The organism is Nevskiales bacterium (genome assembly GCA_035574475.1).
GTDB lineage: Bacteria > Pseudomonadota > Gammaproteobacteria > Nevskiales > DATLYR01 > DATLYR01.
This window is the reverse complement of sequence record DATLYR010000003.1, coordinates 22,211-39,512: the sequence shown is the minus strand read 5'-3', so window position 1 is coordinate 39,512 and position 17,302 is coordinate 22,211. Positions and strand designations below refer to the sequence as shown.

The 17,302-nt window shown below is 65.1% G+C and carries 19 protein-coding genes and 1 tRNA gene; 13 read left to right on the top strand and 7 right to left on the bottom strand.

Going from position 1 to position 17,302, the window contains the following annotated elements; translation table 11 throughout:
- The 10 genes from mutL to VNJ47_00280 form a co-directional block, all read left to right on the top strand.
- Positions 1 to 585: DNA mismatch repair protein MutL (gene mutL / locus VNJ47_00325; protein HXG27280.1), on the top strand; the 585-nt coding region annotated here is incomplete at its 5' end.
- Positions 586 to 592: 7 nt separating this feature from the next.
- Positions 593 to 1,543 (top strand): tRNA (adenosine(37)-N6)-dimethylallyltransferase MiaA, encoded by a 951-nt coding sequence (miaA, locus tag VNJ47_00320; GenBank protein HXG27279.1) that lies wholly within the window; start codon positions 593 to 595, stop codon positions 1,541 to 1,543.
- Positions 1,544 to 1,614: 71 nt separating this feature from the next.
- On the top strand, positions 1,615 to 1,857 hold the full coding sequence (hfq, locus tag VNJ47_00315; GenBank protein HXG27278.1) for an RNA chaperone Hfq: 243 nt from the start codon (positions 1,615 to 1,617) through the stop codon (positions 1,855 to 1,857).
- 17 nt (positions 1,858 to 1,874) lie between these two features.
- Positions 1,875 to 3,182: a ribosome rescue GTPase HflX gene (gene hflX, locus VNJ47_00310; protein ID HXG27277.1), complete on the top strand. Its 1,308-nt coding sequence runs from the start codon at positions 1,875 to 1,877 to the stop codon at positions 3,180 to 3,182.
- Positions 3,183 to 3,184: 2 nt separating this feature from the next.
- Positions 3,185 to 4,279 carry an FtsH protease activity modulator HflK gene (hflK, locus tag VNJ47_00305; GenBank protein HXG27276.1) on the top strand — a complete coding sequence of 365 codons (1,095 nt, stop codon included), beginning with the start codon at positions 3,185 to 3,187 and terminating at the stop codon, positions 4,277 to 4,279.
- Between the two features lie 3 nt (positions 4,280 to 4,282).
- Positions 4,283 to 5,155, top strand: coding sequence for a protease modulator HflC (gene hflC / locus VNJ47_00300; protein ID HXG27275.1), 873 nt, complete (start codon positions 4,283 to 4,285; stop codon positions 5,153 to 5,155).
- Entirely contained in the window at positions 5,156 to 5,353 is a 198-nt protein-coding gene (locus tag VNJ47_00295) for a DUF2065 domain-containing protein (protein ID HXG27274.1), read from the top strand.
- Between the two features lie 33 nt (positions 5,354 to 5,386).
- Positions 5,387 to 6,388 (top strand): ATP phosphoribosyltransferase regulatory subunit, encoded by a 1,002-nt coding sequence (locus VNJ47_00290; protein HXG27273.1) that lies wholly within the window; start codon positions 5,387 to 5,389, stop codon positions 6,386 to 6,388.
- Between the two features lie 19 nt (positions 6,389 to 6,407).
- Positions 6,408 to 7,700, top strand: coding sequence for an adenylosuccinate synthase (locus tag VNJ47_00285; GenBank protein ID HXG27272.1), 1,293 nt, complete (start codon positions 6,408 to 6,410; stop codon positions 7,698 to 7,700).
- A gap of 217 nt (positions 7,701 to 7,917) precedes the next feature.
- Positions 7,918 to 8,112 carry a hypothetical protein gene (locus tag VNJ47_00280; GenBank protein ID HXG27271.1) on the top strand — a complete coding sequence of 65 codons (195 nt, stop codon included), beginning with the start codon at positions 7,918 to 7,920 and terminating at the stop codon, positions 8,110 to 8,112.
- A gap of 13 nt (positions 8,113 to 8,125) precedes the next feature.
- Here VNJ47_00280 and VNJ47_00275 read toward each other — a convergent pair whose 3' ends face one another.
- Positions 8,126 to 8,437 (bottom strand): hypothetical protein, encoded by a 312-nt coding sequence (locus VNJ47_00275; protein HXG27270.1) that lies wholly within the window; start codon positions 8,435 to 8,437, stop codon positions 8,126 to 8,128.
- 179 nt (positions 8,438 to 8,616) lie between these two features.
- Between VNJ47_00275 and VNJ47_00270 the strand changes: the two genes are divergently transcribed.
- Positions 8,617 to 8,814, top strand: a complete 198-nt coding sequence (locus VNJ47_00270) for a hypothetical protein (protein ID HXG27269.1) — start codon at positions 8,617 to 8,619, stop codon at positions 8,812 to 8,814.
- A gap of 189 nt (positions 8,815 to 9,003) precedes the next feature.
- Here the strand turns inward: VNJ47_00270 and VNJ47_00265 are convergent, their stop codons facing one another.
- The 4 genes from VNJ47_00265 to VNJ47_00250 form a co-directional block, all read right to left on the bottom strand.
- Positions 9,004 to 9,609: a hypothetical protein gene (locus VNJ47_00265; GenBank protein ID HXG27268.1), complete on the bottom strand. Its 606-nt coding sequence runs from the start codon at positions 9,607 to 9,609 to the stop codon at positions 9,004 to 9,006.
- A gap of 114 nt (positions 9,610 to 9,723) precedes the next feature.
- On the bottom strand, positions 9,724 to 10,242 hold the full coding sequence (locus VNJ47_00260) for a hypothetical protein (protein ID HXG27267.1): 519 nt from the start codon (positions 10,240 to 10,242) through the stop codon (positions 9,724 to 9,726).
- Between the two features lie 7 nt (positions 10,243 to 10,249).
- On the bottom strand, positions 10,250 to 10,447 hold the full coding sequence (locus VNJ47_00255; GenBank protein HXG27266.1) for an AlpA family transcriptional regulator: 198 nt from the start codon (positions 10,445 to 10,447) through the stop codon (positions 10,250 to 10,252).
- Between the two features lie 101 nt (positions 10,448 to 10,548).
- A complete protein-coding gene (locus VNJ47_00250; protein HXG27265.1) occupies positions 10,549 to 11,322 on the bottom strand; it encodes a hypothetical protein in 774 nt (257 codons plus the stop codon).
- A 179-nt stretch (positions 11,323 to 11,501) separates the two neighbouring features.
- Between VNJ47_00250 and VNJ47_00245 the strand changes: the two genes are divergently transcribed.
- Positions 11,502 to 13,022: a site-specific DNA-methyltransferase gene (locus VNJ47_00245; GenBank protein HXG27264.1), complete on the top strand. Its 1,521-nt coding sequence runs from the start codon at positions 11,502 to 11,504 to the stop codon at positions 13,020 to 13,022.
- A 5-nt stretch (positions 13,023 to 13,027) separates the two neighbouring features.
- Positions 13,028 to 15,703, top strand: a complete 2,676-nt coding sequence (locus VNJ47_00240; protein HXG27263.1) for a DEAD/DEAH box helicase family protein — start codon at positions 13,028 to 13,030, stop codon at positions 15,701 to 15,703.
- Positions 15,704 to 15,707: 4 nt separating this feature from the next.
- Here VNJ47_00240 and VNJ47_00235 read toward each other — a convergent pair whose 3' ends face one another.
- Both VNJ47_00235 and VNJ47_00230 read right to left on the bottom strand, forming a co-directional pair.
- Positions 15,708 to 16,937, bottom strand: coding sequence for an integrase arm-type DNA-binding domain-containing protein (locus VNJ47_00235; protein HXG27262.1), 1,230 nt, complete (start codon positions 16,935 to 16,937; stop codon positions 15,708 to 15,710).
- A gap of 219 nt (positions 16,938 to 17,156) precedes the next feature.
- Positions 17,157 to 17,241 (bottom strand) — tRNA-Leu (locus VNJ47_00230).
- Between the last annotated feature and the right edge of the window lie 61 nt (positions 17,242 to 17,302).

The following is a 17,302-nucleotide window of genomic DNA, read 5'->3' as shown; positions in this document are numbered from 1 at the left end:
GCCCCGCCGCTCGGGTTTGCCCTTGCGCAGCTGCACGGGGTCTTCATCCTGGCGCAGAACGCGCAGGGCCTGGTGCTGGTGGACATGCACGCCGCGCACGAGCGCGTCCTGTATGAGGCGATGAAGCGCGACCTGGCGCAGGGCCGCGTGCGCAGCCAGCCGTTGCTGGTGCCCCAGACCGTGGCCGTGAGTGCCGCGCATGCCGAGCTGGCCGAACGGCATGCCACCACGCTGGCAGCGATGGGGCTGGAGCTGGACCGCAGCGGCCCGCAGAGCCTGCGCGTGCGTGCCGTGCCGGCGCTGCTGCAGGGCGAGGACGCCGCGCAGCTGGCACGCGACGTGCTGGCCGATCTCGACGGCGAGAGCAGTGCGGCGCGGCTGCAGCAGCTCCAGGACCGTATCCTCGGCAACATGGCCTGCCGCAACGCCGTGCGTGCCAACCGCCGGCTCACCGCCGAGGAAATGAATCGTCTGCTACGCGACATGGAGCGCACCGAGCGCGCCGGCGTGTGCAACCACGGCCGCCCGACCTGGGTGCAGGTGGACCTGGCCGAGCTCGACCGCCTGTTCCTGCGCGGCCGCTGAGCATTGCATGGGCACAGCGGCCGACGCCCGCCCGCCGGTGGTGTTCCTGATGGGGCCGACCGCCTCGGGCAAGACCGATCTGGCCGTGGCGCTGACGCAAAGTCTTCCTTTCGACATCGTCAGCGTGGACTCGGCCATGGTGTACCGTGGCATGGATATCGGCACCGCCAAGCCGTCGCCGGAGGTACTGGTGCAGGCGCCGCACCGGCTGATCGACATCTGCGACCCCGCCGAAACCTATTCCGCGGCGCGCTTCCGTGCCGATGCGCTGCGCGAGATCGCCGCCATCCATGCGCAGGGTCGCATTCCGCTGCTGGTGGGGGGCACGATGCTGTATTTCCGTGCACTGCGCGCGGGCTTGAGCAGCCTGCCGTCGGCGGCGCCCGAACTGCGCGCGCGCCTCAGCGCCGAGGCGGCCGCGGTCGGCTGGCCGGAGTTGCACCGCCGGCTGGCGGTGCGCGACCCGGGCACGGCGGCGCGCATCCACCCCAACGACGCCCAGCGCATACAGCGGGCGTTGGAGATCGTTGAGCTCACCGGCGCGACACCGAGCGAGCTGTACGCGGCGGCGCGGCCGACGCTGCCCTGGCCGGTGCACCTGCTGGCGCTGGCACCGCCGTCCCGCGAGCGATTGTGGGAGCGTCTGGCCCAGCGGTTCCACGGCATGATGGCGCGCGGTTTCCTGGCGGAGGTGGCGCGCCTGCGCGCGCGCGGCGACCTGTCGCCGGAGCTGCCGTCCATGCGCGCCGTCGGCTACCGGCAGCTGTGGCTCCACCTCGACGGACACTTCAGTCTGGACGAAGCAGTGAGCCGGGCCATCTACGCCTCGCGCCAGTACGCCAAGCGCCAGCTGACCTGGCTGCGGCGGGAGGCGGTCGATGCCTGGTTCGACAGCGACACGCTGGAACTGGCCCGGCAGGTGCGGCAGTACCTGGATCGGGCCGGCCTGGTCGGCTGAACCGGCAAAGGCCTGTGTTACACTGATTGGTGGACAGATTGCGAAAATTTAAAGGGTAGCCGGAGAACAACATGTCAAAAGGACAAACCCTGCAGGAGCCGTTCCTGAACGCCCTGCGTAAAGAGCGCATCCCGGTCTCGATCTACCTGGTCAACGGCATCAAGCTGCAGGGCCAGATCGAGTCTTTCGACCAGTTCGTGGTGCTGCTGCGCAACAGCGTCAACCAGATGGTATACAAGCACGCCATCTCGACGGTGGTGCCGGCGCGCAACGTCTCGATCTCTGCCGGTGAGGGTGACAGCGCTGCAGACTGACTCTGCAAGAGGCGCGGATGTTTGAGCGCCCCCGGGGCGGCCAGAGGGCCGTTCTGGTCCACCTCGAGTTTCCCGGTACGCACTACGCCCAGGCCCAGGCCGAGTTCGTCGAACTCGCCCGCTCGGCCGGCGCGGAGATTCTGGCCGCGCTCGGCGGTCGCCGCGAAGTGCCCGACGCCAAATACTTTGCCGGCAGCGGCAAGGCCGCCGAGATCGCCGCTGCCGTGGCCGCGCACCGCGCCGAGCTGGTGGTGTTCAACCATGATCTGTCACCCAGCCAGGAGCGCAACCTGGAAAAGCTGCTGCAATGCCGGGTGTTGGATCGCACCGGATTGATCCTCGACATCTTCGCGCAGCGCGCGCGCTCGCACGAAGGCAAGCTGCAGGTGGAACTGGCGCAGCTGCAGCATCTGGCCACACGTCTGGTGCGTGGCTGGTCGCACTTGGAGCGGCAGAAAGGCGGCATCGGCCTGCGCGGTCCCGGCGAAACCCAGCTGGAAACCGACCGGCGCCTGATCGGCGACCGCATCAAGCGGCTCAAGGACCGGCTGGACAAGGTGCGGCGCCAGCGCAGCACCAGCGGCGCGGCGCGGCGCAAGGCCGAGATTCCCGCCGTCTCGGTGGTGGGTTATACCAACGCCGGCAAGAGTACGTTGTTCAACCGCCTCACGGGCGCTCAGGCCTATGCTGCCGACCAGCTGTTCGCCACGCTCGACCCAACCCTACGTCGCCTGCCGCTGGGTGCGGGCGAAAACGTCATTCTCGCCGACACGGTCGGTTTCATCCGCGACCTGCCGCACGACCTGGTCGAGGCCTTTCACGCCACACTCGAGCAGACGCGCCAGGCGCAGCTGCTGCTGCACGTGGTGGACGCCGCGGATTCCGAGCGCATGGAGCGTATCCGCCAGGTGCGGACAGTGCTGGAAGAAATCGGCGCCGCGGAGGTGCCCCAGATCGAGGTATTCAATAAGATCGACCTGATCGAGGGTGCGCAGCCGCGGCTGGAGCGCGACGAGGGTGGGCAGGTGCGGCGCGTGTATCTGTCGGCGGTGAGCGGCGCCGGTCTGGAGCTTTTGCGTGCGGCCCTGGTCGAGCGTTTCTACCCGGACATCGAGGAGCGCGAACTCGTCCTGCCGGCGGCCGCTGGCCGGCTGCGCGCTCGGCTGTTCGCCTTGGGCGCCGTGCGGCAAGAGACGGCCGACACGACGGGGGGTTCGCGCCTGCGCATTGCCTTGCCGCGCGCGCAGATGGAACGGCTGTTTCGGCAGGAAGGTATCCAGTACACTTGCCCGCGCAAGCAGGCACGCGGCGTGACAGGACACTGAGCATGGGCTGGAATGAACCCGGTAACGGCAAGGATCCCTGGAGCAGGTCGTCCCGGGGGCCGCGGCCGCCGGATTTCGAAACGCTGCTGCGCCGCCTGCGCGGCGGCATCGGTGGCGGACCGGGCCGCGAGGGGCGCTTCAGTGCGCTGGCGATCGCCGCAGCCGTGGGCGTGATCTGGATCCTGTCGGGCATGTACATCATCCAGCCGGCCGAGCGCGGGGTGGTGCTGCAGTTCGGCAAGCATGTCGCCACCACCGGTCCGGGGCCGCACTGGCATCTGCCTTATCCCATTCAGCGTGTCGAGAAGGTCAACGTCGACCAGGTTCAGTCGCTGTCCGATCGTGCGGTGATGCTGACCCAGGATGAGAACATCGTCAGCGTCGAGCTGGCAGTGCAGTACCGCGTGAGCGATGCGGAGAACTACCTGTTCCGCTTGCGCGACCCGGAGTTCACGCTGCGTGAAGCTATGCTGAGCGCAGTGCGCGAGGTCGTGGGCAAAAGCAAGGTGGACTTCGTACTGAGCGAGGGCCGCGTCGAGGTCGCGCAGCAGACCCAGAACATTCTGCAGGATCGGCTCGATGCCTATGCCTCCGGCCTGCTGGTCACGACACTGACGCTGCAGGACGTGCAGCCGCCGGATCCGGTGCAGCCGGCCTTCGACGACGTCACGCGCTCGCGCGAGGACGAGGTCAAGAAGAAAAACGAGGCCGAGGCCTATGCCAACGCCATCCTGCCGATCGCTCGGGGTGAGGCGGCGCGCCAGATTGCCGAGGCGGAAGCCTACCGCAGCCGCGTGGTCGAGCGTGCCAAGGGCGAGGCCGACCGCTTCGTGGCACTGAGCGCCGAGTACGAGCGTGCCCCCCAGGTCACGCGCAAACGGCTCTATCTCGACGCGATGGAATCCGTGCTCGCCAATACCAGCAAGATCGTGGTCGACAGCGACAGCGGCAACCAGCTGCTGTACCTGCCCGTCGATCAGCTGATGCGCCAGGCGCCGGCCGCGCCGGCGGACGATGCGGCGGCGCAGGTTCCGGCACCGGCCGCGCGTCCCGCGCCGGCGGCCCCCGCCAACGATTACCGCGGCCGCGGGAGGTAAGCCATGACGCCACGGCAGCTCAGTCTCCTGTTCCTGGCCATTGCCGTCGTCGGTCTGGTGTTCGGGTCCGCCTTCACCGTGGACGAGCGCGAGAAGGTTGTCGTCGTCCAGCTCGGCAAGATCAAGGGCACCGATTACGCGCCCGGCCTGCACCTGAAGTGGCCGGTGATCGACGAGGTGCGGCGCTTCGATGGCCGCATCCTGACACTCGATAACAAGGAAGAACGCTTCCTGACGCTGGAAAAGAAGAACCTGGTGGTGGACTTCTTCGTTAAATGGCGTATCAAGGACGTCGGCAGCTATTTCCGCGCCACCGGCGGCGACGAGGCCAAGGCGCTGGACCGGCTGTCCAAGATCATCAAGGGCGGCCTGCGCGACGAGTTCGGCGCGCGCACCGTGCAGCAGGCGGTGTCGGGCGAGCGCACCGAGATCATGAAGAAGCTGGCCACGGCAGCCAACCCGCAGCTGGCCGACATGGGCATCGAGGTGGTGGACGTGCGCATCAAGCGCATCGACCTGCCCGACCAGGTCACGCGCTCGGTGTATGAGCGCATGGAGTCGGAGCGCAAGCGCGTGGCCAACGACCTGCGCGCGCGCGGTGACGAGGCCGCGGAAAGGATCCGCGCCGACGCCGACCGGCAGCGCGAGGTCATCCTGGCCGAGGCCTATCGCGAGGCGGAGAAGATCCGTGGCCAGGGCGATGCCGAGGCAGCCGAGATCTACGCCCGCGCCTACGGCCGCAACCCCGAGTTCTACAGCTTCTATCGCAGCCTCGCGGTTTACCAGAATACTCTGCGCAGCAAGGACGACGTGCTGGTGCTGGAGCCGGAGGGCGAGTTCTTCCGCTACTTCAATCCGCCAGCCGGCGGGCGCTAGATGTCCCCGCTCTGGCTCGATCTGCTGCGGGCCCTGTGCCTGGTGCTGGTCATCGAGGGCCTGTGGCCGCTGCTGGCGCCAGAGCGCTGGAAGGCCGTCATCGCGGAAATCGCCCGGCTGGACAACCGCAGCCTGCGCATCGCCGGCGCGGTGGCGGTCGGCAGCGGCCTCGTCCTGCTACACTTGCTGCGCCAATAACCCCCCGTTTGCGCTGGAAAAGGCCGTTTTGTCATGGGAACTGACCGCTGGCTGCTGCCCGAGGGCGTGGAGGAAATCCTGCCGCCCGAGTCATGGCGCCTGGAGGCCATGCGCCGGCGGCTGCTCGACCTCTACCGCAGGCGCGGCTACCAGCTGATCGTCCCGCCGCTGATCGAGTACCTGGACTCGCTGCTGACCGGCGCCGGGCATGACCTCGAGCTGCAGACCTTCAAGCTGACCGACCAGCTGAGCGGCCGCCTGATGGGCGTGCGCGCCGACATGACGCCGCAGGCGGCGCGCATCGACGCCAGCCGGCTCAAGACCGCCGGTCCGGCGCGGCTGTGCTACATCGGCACCGTGCTGCGCGCGCTGCCGGACGGGCTGGGCGGGTCACGTTGCCCGTTGCAGGTGGGCGTGGAGCTGTTCGGCGAGCCGGGCATCGAGGGCGACCTCGAGATCGTCCTGCTGATGCTCGAGACGCTGGCGCTCTGCGGCCTGCGCAAGCCCTATCTCGACCTCGGCCATGTCGGCATCTATCGCGCGCTCGCGGCCGGGGCCGGTTTCAGCGGGGAGCAGGAAGAAACGCTGTTCGGCGTCCTGCAGCGCAAGTCGCGGCCGGACCTGGAAGACTTCCTGCGCACGCACCGGCCGGCGGCCAGGACCGCCGCCTGGCTCGAGGCGCTGATCGACCTCAACGGCGACGTCTCGGTGCTGGCGCGGGCACGCAGCCAGCTGAAGGGCGCGGGCCGGCCGGTGGCAGCGGCGCTGGATACGGTCGAGCGCATGGCCGAGCGCCTGACGAAGAAGGCGCCGAAAGTGCCGCTGCACGTGGACCTCGCCGAGCTGCGCGGCTACCGCTACAAGACCGGCATCGTGTTCGCGGCCTTCGCGCCGGGGCAGGGACGCGAGATCGCGCGCGGCGGCCGCTATGACGCCGCCGGCCGGGTGTTCGGGCGTGCGCGTCCCGCCACGGGGTTCAGCGCCGACCTGGCCATGCTGCTGCAGCTGGCGCGCGGCAAGTCATCCAAGCGTTAATTCGGAGTCGGATTCAGCGATGGGCAAGAACGTTGTCGTGATCGGCAGCCAGTGGGGCGATGAGGGCAAAGGCAAGATCGTCGACCTGCTGACCGATCGCTGCGGTGTCGTGGTGCGTTTCCAGGGCGGCCATAACGCCGGCCACACGCTGGTGATCGGCGGCGAGAAGACGGTGCTGCACCTGATCCCCTCCGGCATCCTGCGCGAGGGCGTGCAGTGCCTGATCGGCAACGGCGTGGTGCTGTCGCCCGAGGCCCTGATCAAGGAGATGCAGGGGCTGGAGGTGCGCGGCGTGCCGGTGCGCGAGCGCCTGCGCATCAGTCTGGCCTGCCCGTTGATCCTGCCCTACCACGTGCGCCTCGACGTGGCGCGCGAGAAGGCCAAGGGCGCCGGCAAGATCGGCACCACGGGCCGCGGCATCGGGCCGGCCTACGAGGACAAGGTGGCGCGCCGCGCGCTGCGCGTGGCCGACCTGTTCTTCCGCGAGCGCTTCGCCGCCAAGCTGGGCGAGGCGCTGGACTACCACAACTTCGTGCTGCAGAAGTATTTCGGCGAGGCGCCGGTGGATTTCCAGAAGCTGCTGGACGATTCGATGGCGCATGCCGAAGTGCTCAAGCCACTGGCCTGCGACGTCACCGAGGTGCTGATGCACGCCACCGTGCGCGGCGACAGCATCCTGTTCGAAGGCGCGCAGGGCGCGATGCTGGACGTGGACCACGGCACCTATCCCTACGTCACCTCCAGCAACACCACCGCCGGCGGCGCCGCCACCGGCACCGGTGTCGGTCCGCGCGAGCTGGACTATGTGTTGGGCATCATCAAGGCCTATGCCACGCGTGTAGGCTCCGGGCCGTTCCCGACCGAGCTCACCGACGACGTCGGCAAATATCTGGCGACGCGTGGCAACGAGTTCGGCTCCACCACCGGCCGGCCACGACGCTGTGGCTGGTTCGACGCAGTGGCGGCGCGGCGCTCGATCTTCAACAACTCGCTGTCCGGGCTGTGCATCACCAAGCTGGACGTGCTCGACGGGCTGGACACCATCCGCCTGTGCGTCGGCTACAGTTCCGGCGGCAGGACGCTGGACCAGCCGCCGCTGGGCGCCGAGGCGCTGAGCGAATGCCAGCCGATCTACGAAGACATGCCGGGCTGGCGGGAGTCCACCGTCGGTGTGCGCCGCGAAGCCGACCTGCCGAAGAACGCGCGCGCTTACCTTGCGCGCATCGCCGAAATCACCGGCACACCGATCGACATCATCTCCACCGGCCCGGATCGTGCCGATACCATCATCCTGCGGCATCCACTTGACTGAGCTGCGCCCCGCGGTACCCGAAAGCCGGCTAAGTGCATGGTTTCGCGCACAAAAAAACCGGCTGCCGCCGGTTTGTTTGGTGCCAGGAGAGGACCCGAACTCTCTGCTAACTGATTGATTCTGTGATGGTCCTTGTGCGCGGGCCACCACGTATCCCCACTCGTATCCCCATCACGCTAACTTCCCGCGACTAGGCGCCGGCCGGTGGCCGGATGTCGTGGCGCCATTCGAAGCGGATACCCTTATCGCCGGCATGGGGCTGCCGGTGGTCAAACTTGTTGTCCCAGATCGCATCCGGGATCTGATCGAAAGCCGCGCAGCTCCGCTTGCCCTTGAAGTGCTGGCACATTTCGCATTGCGCAATATCGCACTGACACACCGGCTTGGAATCATCGAAATAGCGGAGGTCTGAGTCCTTCATGACATCAGTAGACGGTGTTTTCGTCGGCCTCTGGGTCTTCTTCGGGCTGGGGATAGTGTTCCTGCAGGTCATCCGGCAGCTTGTACTCGAAGCCCAGTATCGCAGCCATGTCGGTCATGCTGCGCAACGGGTCCCGGCTGAGCGGGTGGTAATACGGCACCGGATGGCAGGACACAAAGCCATCGGGCGAGCCCTCCATGCGTCCACGCACGAATGCCGCACCGGGCCCGCTGATCTCCCCGGTCTCCGGGTCCCAAGACAGGATCAGCCGAGGGTCACGGGCATCGAACGGCTCCAGGTCGAGCTGCCGGATCACGGCGCCCACCTGAACAGCAAGCCTATCGCCAAATGCACCATTTCCGGGTCCTTTCGCAGCATGTCATTGAGCGAGTCACGGCCATACTATCCCTTCCCTTGGCACGGGTTGAAAGACTTGTCCTTGATACCACGGGTGCAGGCTCAGCCGGTGAGCCTGCGCTGTGCTGTAATTCCCGCATGTACCGCTCCGCCACGATTGCCGCGCTGCTGACCGGGCTGCTGGCCGCCTGCGCGACCGTGCCGCCCACCGACGCAGAGCTGGCCGACGCCGCCGCCCGTGCCCGGCAGGTGGACCGCACCGTGCTTCGGCTCCAGCTCCAGGACCTCTGCTGGCGCGTCTACGACGGCAAGCACGGCTGCTACCTGCCGCCGTAGGGCCTCGATTTGTTTGCACCTCGGTGCGCCGATCCCCAGCATTTACGCGGGTGTCGTATTGCCCATGTGAAGGAACGCGAAAATCCCGACGAATCTAGGAAAACGGCGGGGTCCAAATTACCCGCAAAGGGTGCAGGGGAAGGACCCGCCTGCGGCTTGCGCACGGCGGGATAAACCTAAAACTTCTGGCTAACCCCGTTTTTTCTGCAGCCTTCCCAACAACCTCAAGAGATGCACGTTCTCACGCTCGGCGAGCGCATTGTCGTGCTGCTCGTACCGCTCGAACGTCCGCCAGCGCATCCACTTCGGCTTCGTCAGGATCGTGAACAGGTCGCCGGGATCATCCAGCTTGCGCCGTATCGCCCAGCGCTGCGCCATGATTCGGTCGGAGCCTGAGACGCGCTGGCTGGCGTAGGTGGGCCGCGGACGGATCGCGTCACGGCAGCAGAACAGTTCGATACCGTTGAACAGGTAGAGCTTGAGCGCGCGCCGGCCGGTGTAGGGGCAGCGCATGTACCAGCGCACGCCGCCGAACGGCGGGGCCACGGCCACCAGCTCGATGCTCTGGGCGCGCTCACGAAGTTCGTGGCGCATTTCGATCCAGCCACCGTGCTCGTTGGCGTGGACTCGAATGGAACCCGCGTACTGATCCGTGCCATACGTCCAGATCAGTTTGCCCGTGACGGTGCCGCCGGCCAGTACGTAACCCCAGTGCCTGAGTTTCGGCAGACTCAGGCACAAGGCGCTCTCCAGGTGAGGGCGCCAGCCGGTGTTGCCGCTACCGAATCCGCCCATGAACAGCGCCCAGATGTACGGGTAGGGAGTGGTAAAACTTAGAAGCTCCCCGAGAATCGGGGAAAGGCCAGCGTCCAGCGGCTTCCAAATAAACCCGAGAATCGGGACTTGCCTTCATGACGCCTGCCTGAGAATAGGGATTTGCCGCCCCGAATTTCGGGACTTTCCGCCCTGAGAATCGGGGTGGCTTTTCATTTTTGCAGCGGCCTTTTTCTTCGGCAGATAGTGCAGATTGCGGCCTGTTCGCCAGTAACTCAGGCGCCGGCCAACCAGCTCCGGATCAACCTTGCCCTGGCACTCGTCAATGTCGAAGAACGTCAACGCGTACAGTTCCGTAACGCCCAAGCCGCCATAGCGAGTAACCACGATCCAGCCGGTACGCAGCAGCTCGTCACGCGCGAATTGAATCGTGCTTTTGGAGTTCCAGCCTCGGACCCGCAGGACGGTCCAGGCGCAGGTCAGATCGCCGTTATTTGCCCCGCTGTACTGCGTCAGGAACTCGAACAGTAGCGACCGTGCCGTGTAGCTCAGCCGGTAAAAGTTTTCGCTTCTAGCGCAAGCTCTCGGCCATGCCGAAAAGCCCCCAGGTTCCCGCTTGGCGCCCAGCTCCGCGCCGCGCGCACGCCGCCCCATAAGCGTCCTACGCCGCGCGCCGGCGGGATGCCGCGATGCGGCGCTCGATCCAGGCGCTCACCTCGCTTTCAGGCCAGCCGACGCTGCGGGTGCCCAAGGCGACGGGCTTGGGAAACTCGCCGCGCGAGATCGCGGCGTAGATGCTGGAACGGCTCAGGCCCGTGCGGGCCTTCACCTGTGGCAGTCGCAAGATGCTTTCGGCCATGCTCGCCCTCCTCTGGGCAGTGCTGAACATGGGCGAATGCTCGCGTAAAGCGTCAGCTTGCGACAGGACAAAAAATGGGGAAGCCGCGGATTTTTGTCCGCTCAGAACGCTTTGTCGGGAGCCTCCTTGCGGAGGCGGGCCTCGACTCGCCGCACCTGTTTACGCACCGTGTCCTCATCCACCAGCAAATGCGCGGGAAGATCCAGTGCCACATTCGCTGTGGTAGCAAGCAGTGCGAAAGGAATGCTGATTCCGTCGCGCAGAAGAGAGCTATACAACGTGTAGTTGAAATATATTGTGCGCATGTTCGGCGAATTCGCTTGACCGATTGGGGCGCTAGACATCAACCCGCCTCTTCCCCAGAAATCTTCCTGGCGTGTCCACTCAATGACGTTGAATAAAAGCTCCGTGAAATGTGATTGTGGGTAATCCCAGTCCATCCTGCGCACGCCGTCGTCGTCCACCCAATAAGCAACAACGTGCCCCGTCTCGTCGTCGCCCCAAGGTTGCAGGTCTCTTACAACGGTATCCGCAAGTTTCTCTTGATCTATGACCAGCTCGCTGAATGGGGTGTAGTCAAACAGGGTGTCGTTAAGCAGATCGCGCAAAGCGGTCGCGTGCAGACGAACCTTCGCAAAGTATTTCTCGCGTTGCTTGACGCTCATGTTGCCGGGTTTCTCGGGCAGGCTCATTGCGCCCGCGATTTTCATGCAGAATGAGAGTGATGATCGGCCGAGCGGATGGGTTGCCGTATGTCTGGCTTTCTCGTACCACACCCAAACCTCACGCATGCGTTGATCGCTGGCGAGCTTCGCATAGAACTCGAACTGTCTGGGTGGGAGCTTATCTGCGACCCGGCCGAACCATTCCAGCAAGTCCTTTGGCGCCCATGCGGGCCATCCGTCTACTAAAGCCCTTTCGCTCATCGTGACCGTATTGGGTGCGTGCTGTTCGAGCCTGTAAGATACAGGGAGGCCCTGCGACATCCAACGTAGACAAGAACGGCCAGCGGCTCACCGCCATAAGGCTGCAGGACTGCATGGGGAACAACTGAATGCCGTTTCTGGATTGGGTCAACAAAAATCAGGCGAAGGAGGCCACGCGCTCGGTGCCGGTTCACCTGCTCAAGCAGGAGGCCGTGCATGGCGGCAGCGAGGAAAACCCGCCGGACAATCTGCTGATCCAGGGCGACAACCTGCTGGCGCTCAAGGCGCTGATTCCGGTCTATGCCGGGCGGGTGAAGTGCATTTTCATTGACCCGCCCTACAACACGCAGTCCGCATTCGAGCACTACGACGACAAGCTTGAGCACAGCCAATGGCTGAGCATGATGTATCCGCGTCTAGTGCTGCTGCGTGAACTACTCGCGGAGGAGGGAAGCATCTGGGTCAGCATTGACGACAACGAAGGGCACTACCTCAAGGTGCTCATGGACGAAGTTTTTGGCCGGGCAAACTTTGTTACGACCGTTATCTGGGAAAAAGCCGACTCGCCGCGAAACTCAGCACGTCAGTTCTCCAGCGACCACGACTACATCCACGTCTACGCGCGTCATCCCGATTGGACGCCGATAAAGTTGGCACGCACGGAGGAAGCCAACTCGATCTACACGAACCCTGACAACGACGAACGCGGCCCCTGGCTTCCTGGAGACCCTTACGCGAACAAACCATATTCAAAAGGCCAGTACAGCATCACGGGTCCAACAGGCCGGACCTTCTCACCGCCACCGGGCCGGTACTGGCGAGTTTCTGAGGAGAAGTTGCGCGCCTTGGATGCAGACGGTCGAATCTGGTGGGGGCCGAATGGAGACGCGCGGCCGAGCATCAAGCGTTACCTGTCGGAGGTCAGCGACCTTGTGCCGCGTACGTTGTGGGGCAAGGACGCAGTGGGCAGTAACCGCACTTCCAAAAACGAAATGCGCGCGCTGTTCCCCGGCGAGGAATCCTTCGGTACGCCAAAGCCGGAACGGCTGATAGAGCGGGCATTGAACATTTCTACTCAGCCTGGCGACATCGTTCTGGATTCCTTCCTTGGTTCGGGTACAACCGCCGCCGTCGCACACAAGATGGGCCGCCGCTATATCGGAATCGAGATGGGCGAGCATGCCCGCACGCACTGCATCCCACGCCTGCAAAAGGTCATCGAGGGTGAGCAGGGCGGCATTAGCGAAGCGGTGGGCTGGAAAGGTGGTGGCGGCTTCCGCTTCTGTACGCTGGGCCAGGCGGCGTTCGACGCCGATGGCCGCATCAATCCCGAAGTACGCTTCGGCACACTGGCCGCGTTCATCTGGCATTTCGAGACGGCAACCCCGGCAGCCAAGACGTTCAACAAACCGCTGTTGGGCCGGCACAACGGCACGGCCTACTACCTGCTGTTCAACGGCATTCTGGGCGACAAGCGGCCGGACGGTGGCAACGTGCTGACGCGCCCCATCCTGCAGATGCTCAATGAACGCTACCCGCATGACGGGCCGAAGGTGATTTACGGCGAAACCACGCGCTTGGGCGACGCGGCGCTGGTTGCCGCGGGCGTCACCTTCAAACAGATCCCCTACGACATCAAGACGCGCTGATCGCCATGCTCACCCTCAAGCGATACCAAGAAGATGCCCTGGCGGCGCTGGCCGCGTTCCTCCAGGCCTGCCGCCGGATGCCGGTGGCCGAGGCCTTCAAGGTGGCGCTGACCGCGCAAGGACGCACGGAGCCCTATCAGCCCGTGTTCGGCGTGGTGCCGAGCGTCTGCCTGCGCGTGCCCACTGGCGGCGGCAAGACGCTGCTGGCCGCGCATACCGTGCCGTTGGCGGGCAAAACCATGCTGGACACCGATGCGCCCGTCGTCCTGTGGCTGACGCCCTCCGACGCCATCCGCGCGCAAACGCTGGAAAGCCTGAGCAACGCGCATCATCCCTACCGGCACGCGCTGGGTCAGCACTTCGGCGACCGCGTGCTGGTCTGCGACCTTGAAAGCCTGCAAACCATCGGCACGCAGGACGTGGGCAAGGCCTGCATCGTGGTGGTGGCGACGATCCAATCCTTCAACGTTAGCGATACTGCCAAGCGCAATGTCTATTCCTTCTTCGAGGAGCTGGCGCCGCACTTCGAGAATCTGCCGCCGAGCGCTGCCGAAGGACTGGAGAAGGTCACGGCGGACGACTTGCAGAACCAGCCGTTCCTGGCCGCCGCAGACGTTGGGCGGGTGAAATATTCCGTCGCCAACTGGCTGAACCAGCAGCGGCCCATCGTCATCGTGGACGAAGCGCATAACAACCGCACGGACCGCTTCTTCAAATCCCTAGGCCGGCTCAACCCCAGTTGCGTGGTGGAGCTGACCGCAACGCCGGTGCCCGGCAACAACGTGCTGTATCACGTCGCCGCCGCGGAGCTGAAAGCGGAGCAGATGATTAAGCTGCCCATCGTGCTCGCTGAGCACCCGGACGGTTGGCAGAGCTGCCTGCGCGATGCGCTGCTGACGCGCACGCGGCTGGAAACGGTGGCGCAGAAGGAAAGCGACTACGTGCGCCCGATTGTGTTGATCCAGGCGCAGCCCAAGGGTGGTGAAGCCACCGTGGATGTGGTTCGCAAGCACCTGCTGGAGGAACTGCACATCCCCGAGGCGCAGATCGCGGTGGCGACCGGGGCGCAGAAAGAGCTGGACGGGATCAATTTGTTCGATCCCGCCTGCCCGGTGCGCTATGTCATCACGGTGGAGGCCCTGAAAGAGGGCTGGGATTGTTCCTTCGCCTACGTGCTGGCTTCCCTGCAATCCGTGTCGTCCGCCAAGGACGTTGAGCAGCTACTGGGCCGCGTGCTGCGGATGCCCTACGCCAAGACACGCCAGCAGGAGCCGCTGAACAAGGCTTACGCGCACATCGTCGCCGCCAACTTCGCCGAGGCCGCGGCCAACCTCAAGGACCGCATGGTGCAGAACATGGGCTTTGAGCGGTTCGAGGCCAGCAGCGTGCTGGTTCCGCAGCAGCCGTTGGCATTGGACGGCGGCACGGGCACGGCTCCACCGAAGCCGACGATTCCCGATTGCCATATCGAGCTTGAACAGGCGCCGGATACGCAGCATTGGCCGGAGGATGTGAAAAAGGCGGTGGACATCCGCCCAACCTCGACAGGTGCCACCGTGCTGCTCAAGGGCAATCTGGATGCCGAAGCCCTGGCGCAGGCGGAAACCTTCATCACGCAGTCCGTGCCGGCCAAGGCGCGCGAGTCGGTCAAGCAGCAGTTTGACGCGCACCGCGCCATGCGCCGCGCGCTGCTGGCGCCGGCGCAACTGGGCGCAGGCTTTGCCCCTGTGCCGCAACTCTGTCTCAAGCTTGACGGCTATCTGGAGGTCGTCGAACGCGAAACCTTGAGCAGCGTGGGCGACTGGAACCTGCTGGATAGCCCGGTAAAGCTGGAAGGGTTCGCCATCCATGAAACCGTCAATTCCTTCGAGATTGACGTAAACGGCGAGCGGGTGAAGTACCGCCACGTAGACGCCCAGCAGCTCAACCTCAACGCAGTCGCGGGAACGGTCAGCGAGCAGGACTTGGTGCGCTGGCTGGATGCCCAAACACGCAAGCCCTACATCTTGCAGACGCAGCTACAGGCCTATCTGGTCAAGATGGTTACGCACCTGACCAAGGAGCGTGGGTTCACACTGACTGCACTGGTACGCGCCCGTCACTTGCTGGCACAGGCAATCAACGCGGAAATTTTGCGGTTGCGACAGTTAGCGATAGCCCAAGGCTTTCAGGGGCGGCTGTTCGAGATGGCCGTCGCGCCGGCAGACAAGGCCGCGCCGCTCAGCTTCCAGTTTCAGCCAGGGCAATACCCGGCGCGCAACTGCTATCAGGGCAGTTACGAGTTCACGAAGCACTTTTATCCCGTCATCCATGACCTGCGCGAAAAGACGGGTGCGGGCCAGCGCTCCGAGGAGTTTATTTGCGCACAGGCGCTTGATTCGCACCCGAAGGTCAAGCACTGGGTGCGGAATATCGAGCGACAGGAAAAATTCTCCTTCTGGCTGCCAACCGCCACGGATTATTTCTATCCGGACTTCATCGCCGAGATGGATGACGGTCGCGTGCTGGCGGTCGAATACAAGGGGGATCCCTACAAGACTAACGACGACTCCCGCGAAAAGAAGCAAGTCGGCGATCAATGGGAGAAATCCAGCGGCGGCCGTTGCCTGTTTCTGTTTGCGGTCGCCGAGGATGAGGCGGGCCGGTCAGTCCACAAGCAGATCGCGGACAAGATCGGCTGACTGCTCAAGCCCGTTTCGCGCGGATTGAAACAACCTTTTCCCGTTTGTGTTCGAGCCCGTCCAGGTAGTCGGCCCAGCGCTGCATAGCCCGGCGCCGCGTCTCATCGAACGTGGTGCGGTCGTAGGCCTTCTGCACGTCGCCGCGCTTGGCGTGTGCTAGCTGCGCCTCCAGCACGTCGGAATCTATCCCCAGGCGCTCACGGCCGGCAGTGCGGAACATCCCCCGGAAGCCGTGCGGCGCATGCTTGCCGGCAAAGCCCATGTCCCGCAGTGCATTGCTCAGCGCGTCACGGTGCAGGTGCGGATTGTGCTGGCGCGCCAGGGGTGGAAACACGTACTCGCGCCCGGCGGTGTACTGCTGCATCTCCGTCAGCAGTTCTAGGGCTTGGCGGGGCAGGGGGACGATGTGCGTGTGCCGCATCTTCATCTTGGCCGGCGGGATGCGCCACTCGGCCACATCCTGCGCTATCTCGTCCCAGCGCATCGAAGCGACCGTGCCCGGCCGCTGCGCGGTGTACGCGCACATCAAGAGGGCGGCGCGGGTGACGTGCGAGCTGTAGCCGCGCACGGCCTTTATCAGCGCTGCAATCTCATCGGGCAGGGTCTGCGCCGGGATGTGACCCTTGGCGCTCTTGGGCAGCACCTCGTCCAGGATCAGCACTCGCCCTTCGTCGCGCAGGCCTTCGCGGATCGCGTAGCGGATGATGCCCTGCACGTACTGGCGGGCCTTGCGGGCCAGGTCGGGCGTGCGGTCGGCAATCCGGCGCAGCACGGCCGCGACCTCAGCGCTTTTCAGCGTGGCAACCTGTCGGGATTTCAGGGAGGGCAGCAGGTAGGTGTTCAGCACGTACTCGGCCTTGCGCTTGCTCTCCGGCGACCAGCTCTTGCCCTTGAACTCACGCCAGGCCTTCGAGACCGCCTCGAACGTGCCCACGGTGGCGCGCTTGGCCTCGTCGCGCTGGGCCTTGCGATGCTCGGCGGGGTCGGTGCCTTGGCGCAGCAGCTCGCGGACGCGCTCGCGCTGCCGGCGCGCCTCGGCCAGTGGCACGTCGGGATAGGGGCCGAAGCCGATCCGGTTCTCGCGGCCGTCGGGCCGGTAATACTTGAGCCGCCAGCGCCGCGCGCCGGCCGGATCGCGGATCAGGTGCAGGCCGCCACCGTCCCACAGCGGGTACTGGTCGGGCTTGGCGCTCCGGATGCGGACCTCGGTCAGTGGCTTGATGTGCTTGGGCATTCAGCCCCCGTGGGGATACGCTGGACTCGTTTCCGAGGGAGAGTTGGGCCCCAGGTTCGAGTCTCGTGGGGATACGCTCGTCTCGTATCCCCAACCGTATCCCCACGTCGGCCCGGATGCAAGTGGAAGGGTTTGGACGGCTACAGACGAAAAACCCGCTGTTTAAGCGGGTTATCGTTGCGTCGGTTGGATCATCCTGTACGTGCTAGGATGTGCGCTTGGTGCCCAGGAGAGGACTCGAACCTCCACGGTTTTACCCGCTAGTACCTGAAACTAGTGCGTCTACCAATTCCGCCACCTGGGCAGGTGGCGCATCCGCCGCGACGCGGCGTAGCGTTGAAGCGGCGAGAATCTAATCGCAGCGG

Coding starts and splice junctions, on each gene's coding strand:
- miaA (HXG27279.1), top strand. CDS start 593: ATGGGCACAGCGGCCGACGCCCGCCCGCCGGTGGTGTTCCTGATGGGG.
- hfq (HXG27278.1), top strand. CDS start 1,615: ATGTCAAAAGGACAAACCCTGCAGGAGCCGTTCCTGAACGCCCTGCGT.
- hflX (HXG27277.1), top strand. CDS start 1,875: ATGTTTGAGCGCCCCCGGGGCGGCCAGAGGGCCGTTCTGGTCCACCTC.
- hflK (HXG27276.1), top strand. CDS start 3,185: ATGGGCTGGAATGAACCCGGTAACGGCAAGGATCCCTGGAGCAGGTCG.
- hflC (HXG27275.1), top strand. CDS start 4,283: ATGACGCCACGGCAGCTCAGTCTCCTGTTCCTGGCCATTGCCGTCGTC.
- VNJ47_00295 (HXG27274.1), top strand. CDS start 5,156: ATGTCCCCGCTCTGGCTCGATCTGCTGCGGGCCCTGTGCCTGGTGCTG.
- VNJ47_00290 (HXG27273.1), top strand. CDS start 5,387: ATGGGAACTGACCGCTGGCTGCTGCCCGAGGGCGTGGAGGAAATCCTG.
- VNJ47_00285 (HXG27272.1), top strand. CDS start 6,408: ATGGGCAAGAACGTTGTCGTGATCGGCAGCCAGTGGGGCGATGAGGGC.
- VNJ47_00270 (HXG27269.1), top strand. CDS start 8,617: ATGTACCGCTCCGCCACGATTGCCGCGCTGCTGACCGGGCTGCTGGCC.
- VNJ47_00265 (HXG27268.1), bottom strand. CDS start 9,609: ATGGGCGGATTCGGTAGCGGCAACACCGGCTGGCGCCCTCACCTGGAG.
- VNJ47_00260 (HXG27267.1), bottom strand. CDS start 10,242: ATGGGGCGGCGTGCGCGCGGCGCGGAGCTGGGCGCCAAGCGGGAACCT.
- VNJ47_00255 (HXG27266.1), bottom strand. CDS start 10,447: ATGGCCGAAAGCATCTTGCGACTGCCACAGGTGAAGGCCCGCACGGGC.
- VNJ47_00245 (HXG27264.1), top strand. CDS start 11,502: ATGCCGTTTCTGGATTGGGTCAACAAAAATCAGGCGAAGGAGGCCACG.
- VNJ47_00240 (HXG27263.1), top strand. CDS start 13,028: ATGCTCACCCTCAAGCGATACCAAGAAGATGCCCTGGCGGCGCTGGCC.
- VNJ47_00235 (HXG27262.1), bottom strand. CDS start 16,937: ATGCCCAAGCACATCAAGCCACTGACCGAGGTCCGCATCCGGAGCGCC.